This is a genomic window from Desulfuromonas sp. TF (genome assembly GCF_000472285.1).
GTDB lineage: Bacteria > Desulfobacterota > Desulfuromonadia > Desulfuromonadales > ATBO01 > ATBO01.
Genome location: NZ_KI421421.1, coordinates 612,709 through 619,076 on the forward strand (window position 1 = coordinate 612,709; position 6,368 = coordinate 619,076).

Annotated in this window: 10 protein-coding genes; 7 read left to right on the forward strand and 3 right to left on the reverse strand. The window is 54.3% G+C overall.

What is annotated here, in order from left to right; genetic code table 11:
• Positions 1-30: 30 nt before the first annotated feature.
• The 3 genes from DTF_RS0114255 (at position 31) to DTF_RS0114270 (ending at position 2,220) form a co-directional block, all read left to right on the forward strand.
• On the forward strand, positions 31-717 hold the full coding sequence (locus DTF_RS0114255; RefSeq protein ID WP_027715859.1) for a YkgJ family cysteine cluster protein: 687 nt from the start codon (positions 31-33) through the stop codon (positions 715-717).
• A 49-nt stretch (positions 718-766) separates the two neighbouring features.
• A complete protein-coding gene (locus DTF_RS0114260; protein WP_027715860.1) occupies positions 767-1,633 on the forward strand; it encodes a 4Fe-4S ferredoxin in 867 nt (288 codons plus the stop codon).
• A gap of 287 nt (positions 1,634-1,920) precedes the next feature.
• A complete protein-coding gene (locus DTF_RS0114270; protein ID WP_027715861.1) occupies positions 1,921-2,220 on the forward strand; it encodes a hypothetical protein in 300 nt (99 codons plus the stop codon).
• Here DTF_RS0114270 and DTF_RS26960 read toward each other — a convergent pair.
• Together DTF_RS26960 and DTF_RS27800 are read right to left on the reverse strand one after the other, a co-directional pair.
• A complete protein-coding gene (locus DTF_RS26960; protein WP_027715862.1) occupies positions 2,193-2,417 on the reverse strand; it encodes a hypothetical protein in 225 nt (74 codons plus the stop codon). The two genes, DTF_RS0114270 and DTF_RS26960, sit on opposite strands and share 28 nt — an antisense overlap.
• 25 nt (positions 2,418-2,442) lie before the next feature.
• Positions 2,443-2,553, reverse strand: coding sequence for a hypothetical protein (locus DTF_RS27800; protein WP_369798593.1), 111 nt, complete (start codon positions 2,551-2,553; stop codon positions 2,443-2,445).
• Positions 2,554-2,750: 197 nt separating this feature from the next.
• Between DTF_RS27800 and DTF_RS25620 the strand changes: the two genes are divergently transcribed.
• Both DTF_RS25620 and DTF_RS25625 read left to right on the forward strand, forming a co-directional pair.
• On the forward strand, positions 2,751-4,193 hold the full coding sequence (locus DTF_RS25620) for a PAS domain-containing hybrid sensor histidine kinase/response regulator (protein ID WP_155890828.1): 1,443 nt from the start codon (positions 2,751-2,753) through the stop codon (positions 4,191-4,193).
• Positions 4,194-4,198: 5 nt separating this feature from the next.
• The gene (locus DTF_RS25625; RefSeq protein ID WP_051361318.1) at positions 4,199-4,438 is read left to right on the forward strand and encodes a response regulator; all 240 of its coding nucleotides are present in this window, start codon (positions 4,199-4,201) and stop codon (positions 4,436-4,438) included.
• A 95-nt stretch (positions 4,439-4,533) separates the two neighbouring features.
• On the opposite strand, the gene DTF_RS27805 is transcribed toward DTF_RS25625, so the two are convergent.
• A complete protein-coding gene (locus DTF_RS27805) occupies positions 4,534-4,701 on the reverse strand; it encodes a PEP-CTERM sorting domain-containing protein (RefSeq protein ID WP_162148648.1) in 168 nt (55 codons plus the stop codon).
• A gap of 365 nt (positions 4,702-5,066) precedes the next feature.
• Between DTF_RS27805 and DTF_RS0114295 the strand changes: the two genes are divergently transcribed.
• Positions 5,067-5,582 carry a hypothetical protein gene (locus DTF_RS0114295; protein ID WP_155890829.1) on the forward strand — a complete coding sequence of 172 codons (516 nt, stop codon included), beginning with the start codon at positions 5,067-5,069 and terminating at the stop codon, positions 5,580-5,582.
• Positions 5,583-6,033: 451 nt separating this feature from the next.
• A partial coding sequence (locus DTF_RS27300) for an ACT domain-containing protein (protein WP_226989352.1) occupies positions 6,034-6,368 on the forward strand: 335 nt, incomplete at its 3' end.

Genomic DNA, 6,368 nt, shown 5'->3' on the forward strand with positions numbered 1-6,368 from the left:
TGGAAGGGATAAAAGGGTAGCATGCTCTCCATGGACGATCTCCTCGTAGAGTATAAGAATCTCCTCGCCCGCATCGACGGCTGGTTCGACCGCTCTCTGGCGGCAGCAGCCCCCGGGCAGATCGCCTGCGCCCGTGGCTGCAGCGCCTGCTGCCGCGGGCTGTTCGACATCACCCTCCTCGACGCCCTCCTTCTGCAGCAAGGGCTCGGGACCCTTCCGGAAAAGGTCCGGAAAGCTTCCCTTGAAAAGTCCCGGCACCGTCTGGACGAACTCAGGGGCCGATGGCCGGGCTTTGCCGCCCCCTACCTTCTCAACGCCATGCCCGATGAAGAATGGACCGAGATGCCCGAGGACGACGAGACCCCCTGTCCCCTCCTCGGCGCCGACGGCGCCTGCCTGGTCTATCCCTGGCGGCCGATGACCTGCCGCCTCCACGGCCTGCCGAACATCGACCTCTCGGGAGAGAGCTTCTCCGACGAATGGTGCACGAAGAACTTCCCCGGCGTCGACCCTCTGGCCATGCCGGAGCTGCGCTGGGAGTTCCGCCGGTCCTTCGAGGAGGAAATCCTACTCTTCCGCACCTTCGCCGCCCGCCTCCTCGGCGCTCCCGTCAACGAGCTCGACACCTTCATCCCCACCGCGCTGCTCATCGACTTTGGCGGGATAGACTGGAAGATTGAAAATCTTTGCCAACAAGACACCCTGGCGCCAGGATGAGACTTTGACTTCTAACGGGATTGTACAGAGTTCGGGAGGGAAGTGGGTGATGGGCACCATCTGTGAGGTTGAAAGGATTGTCAACGAATTCTGGGAATCCGCTCCAAGCAACAGCCTGCATCTCGAAACCGGAGAGAAGGCTTGGGCAGAGCCGCATGTAGCGATAGCGCGGGGCGATGATCCCCTGTTTCTCCGCAACAAAGAGATGATCGGCCCCTTCCTCTGGACGCCTGAAGAGGCCTATGCCCTTGCATTTCCCGACTCCCCGGTGCCTGCCTGCGAGCTGCGAGTCATCAGCTATGTGTTGCCCCAGACTCCTAAAACGCGTGCCGACCAGCGCCTGGAGGATAGAATGCCAGCCGAACGCTGGGCGCGCTCGCGGTTCCATGGCGAAGAGTTCAACTGCGACCTGCGCCTGCACCTGGCAGAGACTCTCACCAGGGCAGGATATCCCTCGGTAGCGCCCGAGCGGTTGCCCGGCTTCGGATATCAGCATTCGGAGCGCTTCGGTCTAGCCTCCAACTGGTCGGAGCGACATGCCGCCTTCGTCGCCGGACACGGCACCTTCGGTCTCTCGGATGGAATGATCACCCGTTGGGGCAAGGCGGTTCGCTTCGGCTCGGTCGTGTCGCGCATCGATTTGCCGGTTAGAGAGCGAGCTTACGGCGATGACCATCACGCGTGGTGCCTCTGGTATGCCAAGGGGACTTGCGGTGCTTGCGCCAAACGCTGCCCGGCCGACGCCATCACCACCAGCGAGGGGCACGACAAACAGGCCTGTTTCACCTATATCCGCGAGACAACCACACCATACGCTACCAAGACCTACGGCACCGGCGCCACACCCTGCGGCCTGTGCCAGGTTAAGATCCCCTGCGAGTCCCAAGTGCCACCAGCGTTGCTCCCAAAACCATGAAATCCGCTCTCCAAATCAGCCACCTGAGTCCCCGGCAGTGGAACAGATCCTGGCTGTTCCAAATGGGAGTCCCTCCGGAACAGATATGACCGGTCCTGAAGTGCCGAGACATTTCGGACTCGGAGAAAGGGCCAAACGCGTAGAAGGCCGAAACCCTGGCTACGCCCTTCCCGCCTTTTATAGTCCTTGCGATGAGAAACAGCGTCTGCTGATCATCCTGCCGATTAAACTTGCGCAACTCCGGCAGTGTTTTTAGGATTGCTATCAAAACTAGAGAGAGGATGGCCATGTCAAAGCGCAATCAGGTCAACATCACCCTCGATGAGACGGATATGCATAATGTCAACGAATACTGCCGCGTCCACGGCATGACGCCGCAAGGCTTTTTCAAGGCCGGTGCACAACGGCTCATCGACGAGGAAATCCTCGAACAAAAAGCCGATCTCATGACCATACAGGCGATGCGAGAGATCAGGGCAGGTCTTTCCGCGCCGATCGATGATCTGCTCGAAATGATCGAGGAGGATAAAAAGATCGGGGAGGAAATGGTCAGAAGCGGTCATCTCCCGGCCAAGAAGAAGAGGTGATGGCCGGCAAATACAAAAAAATCCACCGTACCCCAACCTTCATCGCCGTTTTTCCCGAATTGAGGACCCATCTTAGGGAGAAAAGCCCGGTGGCATACCTGGCGTTGCCATCCGAAACTGTCCAGGCCATTTTTGGTCAATTTCGGCTTGGCTCCGAATTCCACCCCGCGAGTAATGGCTTTCAGGCGCCCCTCCATGGAGCGCTCCTTGATCAATTCCCGCTCAAACTAACTCATCGATGGCGGCGAGAATGTTGAACTGCAGGCGGCCGTACATGGTCGTGGTATCGATCCCTTGGTCCATGACAATGAGGTCGACATTTTTCGCCCACATATGCACCAGCAAAGAATGGATCGTTGGACATAAGGACTGTCATCCTTTGCCATCCCCTGGAAGTCGCTGCCTGGGAGTGCCGGTGCCAGCGAGTATGCTGCCTGCTCCGGTTTCTATCTTCAGAAAGCGGACAAAAGTGGTATAGTATTAAAATTCCGCTTTATGGCAACCGCTCACAGCATTGGTATATTAAAAAGATGGCATACCTCAACACGAAACAGGTCGCTATCAAAGTGGCCGCAATATATATGGCAGTAGCCGGGGCATGGATTCTGTTCTCCGATCAGTTTTTGTTGTGGATGGTACACAATCCCGCATGGCTGACCCGCATGCAAACAGCCAAGGGCTGGCTCTTTGTTGCTGCATCAGCTGGAATGCTTTATTTGCTGATTAACCATTATGTCTCGATTCTGCGAAAAGAGGATAAAAAGCTTCGGGAGATCACTGAATCTTTGCGCTTGAAACAGATAGATCTTGATCAGGCCCAAGCGGTTGCGCATACCGGGAGTTGGCGCCTGAATGTCATGCGCAACGAGCTGTTTTGGTCTGACGAGGCCTATAGGATCTTCAAGGTAGATGTGGGCACTTCTCTTACATATGAGGATTTTATTGGCTTTGTGCATCCAGAAGACCGGTCTTCCGTGGATAACCAATGGAAAGCCGCCCTCAAAGGGAAACCCTACGATATCGACCATCGAATCATAGTGGATGGCTCGATTAAATGGGTCCGGGAAAAAGCAGAGCTGGAATTCGACGGGGAGGGAAATCTTCTCGGAGGCTTCGGTACAGTCCAGGACATTACTGATCGAAAACAGTTGGAATTCGATCTCTTATCCGCCATCAGAGCCGCCGAAGAGGCTAACCGCATAAAAAGCCAGTTTTTGGCTAACATGAGCCACGAACTTCGCACCCCCTTAACAGGGATTATGAGTTCGCTGGAAATGATGCAAACCGAGGTTGAATCTTCAGACCGTCAGAGACTTTTGGAGATTGCCGATGAATCCGCCCATCGATTATTGCGAATCATTAGTGACTTGCTCGATTTCTCGATCCTCGAGAACTGTCGGCTAAAAATAGAAGAGCAACCTTTTTCCCTCCGAAACTGCATAAACAATTCTGTGGAGATGTTCAGCACTGCGGTGCGGAAGAAAGGAATAGAAATCGACTCGACGATCAGTTCCGCGCTTCCTGATCGGATCATTGGCGATCCTCATCGACTCGGACAAGTGCTGCTCAATTTGGTGGGAAATGCCGTGAAGTTTACTGAGAGGGGGAAGATAACGGTTTCAGTTGAAAAACATGGAAAGGACATTGTCTTTACTATTGCCGATACAGGGATCGGCATCGTCCCAGCGAATTTGAATAAGCTCTTCGAACCCTTCACCCAGGCTGACGGTTCCATCACACGCCGCTATAGCGGGACCGGGTTGGGACTGGCCATCAGTAAAGAACTTGTGGAGCTTATGGGTGGTAAAATCTGGGCGGAAAGTGAATTCGGCCTAGGGAGCACCTTCTCTTTTTCTCTTCCGCTTAAAACGGTGCAAAAAGGGGAAGAAGCTAGGCCCCCTGGTAAAATTGAAGGAGAATTCAGTCCCATCCGGGTTCTGGTGGCGGAGGACGACCCAGCAATCAGGACCTGATCCTCATGGATCTTCAGATGCCGATAATGGACGGTCTTGAAGCGACCCGCCAGATTCGGGAACTGGAGGATCACCAAGAAGAAAAAACCTGCATTTTCGCTTTGACTGCTCATGTTCGCCCCGAAGATAAAGAGGAATGCCTTCAGGTGGGAATGGATGGATTTTTGACAAAACCATTACGATCAGACGAACTGGACACCCTGATAAAAAACCGGTCCGCGCCAACCCGTCGCTGTCAGGTTTGAATTCATTGCTCCCACCGACACCCTCAGAAGTCACCTCTTCCTTCAGCAGAACTTAATGCCACTTTGCCCCCTTGATCGCGCGAAAATTGATAAGTCTAAGAAGCCTTTTTCTTTCTAAACCACACAAGACCTGCAAGTCCGGAACCGAGAAGAAGCAAGGCGGAGGGTTCGGGAACGGGAGTTAGTGTGGCAGATACCTCGGTAGTCTTGTTTGCAGTGTTGTTTCCCCACACGATGAAGTCGAGCGTCTGGCCCGCCGACACCGTAAGAGTCTGGTGGTGATGGCGTGCTCGCCGCAGAAGTCGAGCAGCCCCTGGGTTTCTTTGATGCCGAATGAGTGAGCCGGAGAGGCTCTTGCGGGAAGCCCGTTGCAGCCTTATGACGCAGAACCTAAGACATTCTTGGAAATGAGATGGTGCCAGAAGTGCCCAACAAGGCCTGGCAGGAATCCATCATCTCTTGCAGCATAAAATGAATTCTTGGGCACGACAGCGCGATGGAGGGTTTTCGCGATAATGGAATTTACATTCGGCATGAAAATGGCAGGTCTCTCATCTCGGCATCCTTTACTTTTTGAGTCAGCTCTACTAGAGGGATTCGGCTCTCTTGACATAGAGTGTACCTGGGAGTGGTTCCGGCAGTTTTGATTGCCGCATGTATTTCGGTCCATGGTGACGATGGCAGGGAAAAGAAGTTGGCTGCGGCTCGTAAGCGGGCTGAGGATGCCAAAGGGGAAACGAAGGGAGGTCTCACTCAAATGATGAATTTGGTGGTCGTCCACTATTCCGACGGAATGCTTTTGAAGGGAGAAACCGGGAACTTTTTCCCAAACAAGAATCTCTTTCACCTTCAGGAGCGAGACAGTGCAGAAATGAGGCAAATCAACATGCAGGACCTCAAAGCGGTTTATTTTGTGAAAAGTCTTGACGGCAAACCCGGGTACACCGAGAAAGATGACGTGGAACGTGCCGGTTTCGGCAGGAAAATCAGAGTTCATTTCAAGGACGGGGAAGTCCAGTACGGCTACACCCAGGGCTACGCCCCCAATCGACCCGGTTTCCTCATTTTCCCCTGTGACCCGGACAGCAACAACGAGCGCATTTTTGTTGTTACTGGCGCCACCGAAGAAGTTCACTTTATCTGAACAAGGTCGGTTCAGCGGGCCGGAATTCTGCTGACGCCATACTTAATCCCTGTCCACTCTCCCGTTCCAAAAATAGAGCAGCCCTGTTAGGCATTCTGCCACGGCGGCTCTTTCATAGGAACCCATCTGAAGATTACCGCATAGATCCTGTCTGGAAAATCAGGGTTTTTGAGAACGTGCATTGCCATGTTTTCTTCGCTCCCCAACAATCTGGGATAACTTGTCGGGCAAACCACATGCTTGAGCTATGATGTCGTCGGCTTGCAAGGCAGCGGAAAAGCTATATGCTCACGCCACACCGCAATCCTGTCATCGATCTGGAGTCTTGCGCGGACTTGCAGGGGAAGGGGTTTAGGGGTAAAATGCCCTGCTTTTGAGGCCGATAATTCTCAGATTCTCTCTGCTCCTCAGCGCCTCTGCGTTGAAGCCCCTGTTTTTGCGAGGTAACCCCATGGACACCCGAATGGTTCTCATCACCATGACCGGTCAGGACGCTCCAGGCATTATCGCCGCGGTCACTGCGGAGATAGCCGCCGCCGGCGCGCGCATCCGCGACATCGAGCAGACCGTAACCCACACACTGCTTTCCCTTTCGGTGCTCATCGATTTCCCCACCGGGGAGAGCGACCGCAAGCCCCTGATCAAGGATCTTCTCTTCCTGGCCAAGGAACTCGGACTCGACCTCGATTTCCAGGTGCTGGACGAGTCCGAGTACCGGCGCAAGACAGCTCAAAATACTTACGTAGTCACCATCATGGGAGGGGAGGTGAGCGCCGCCGCCCTGGC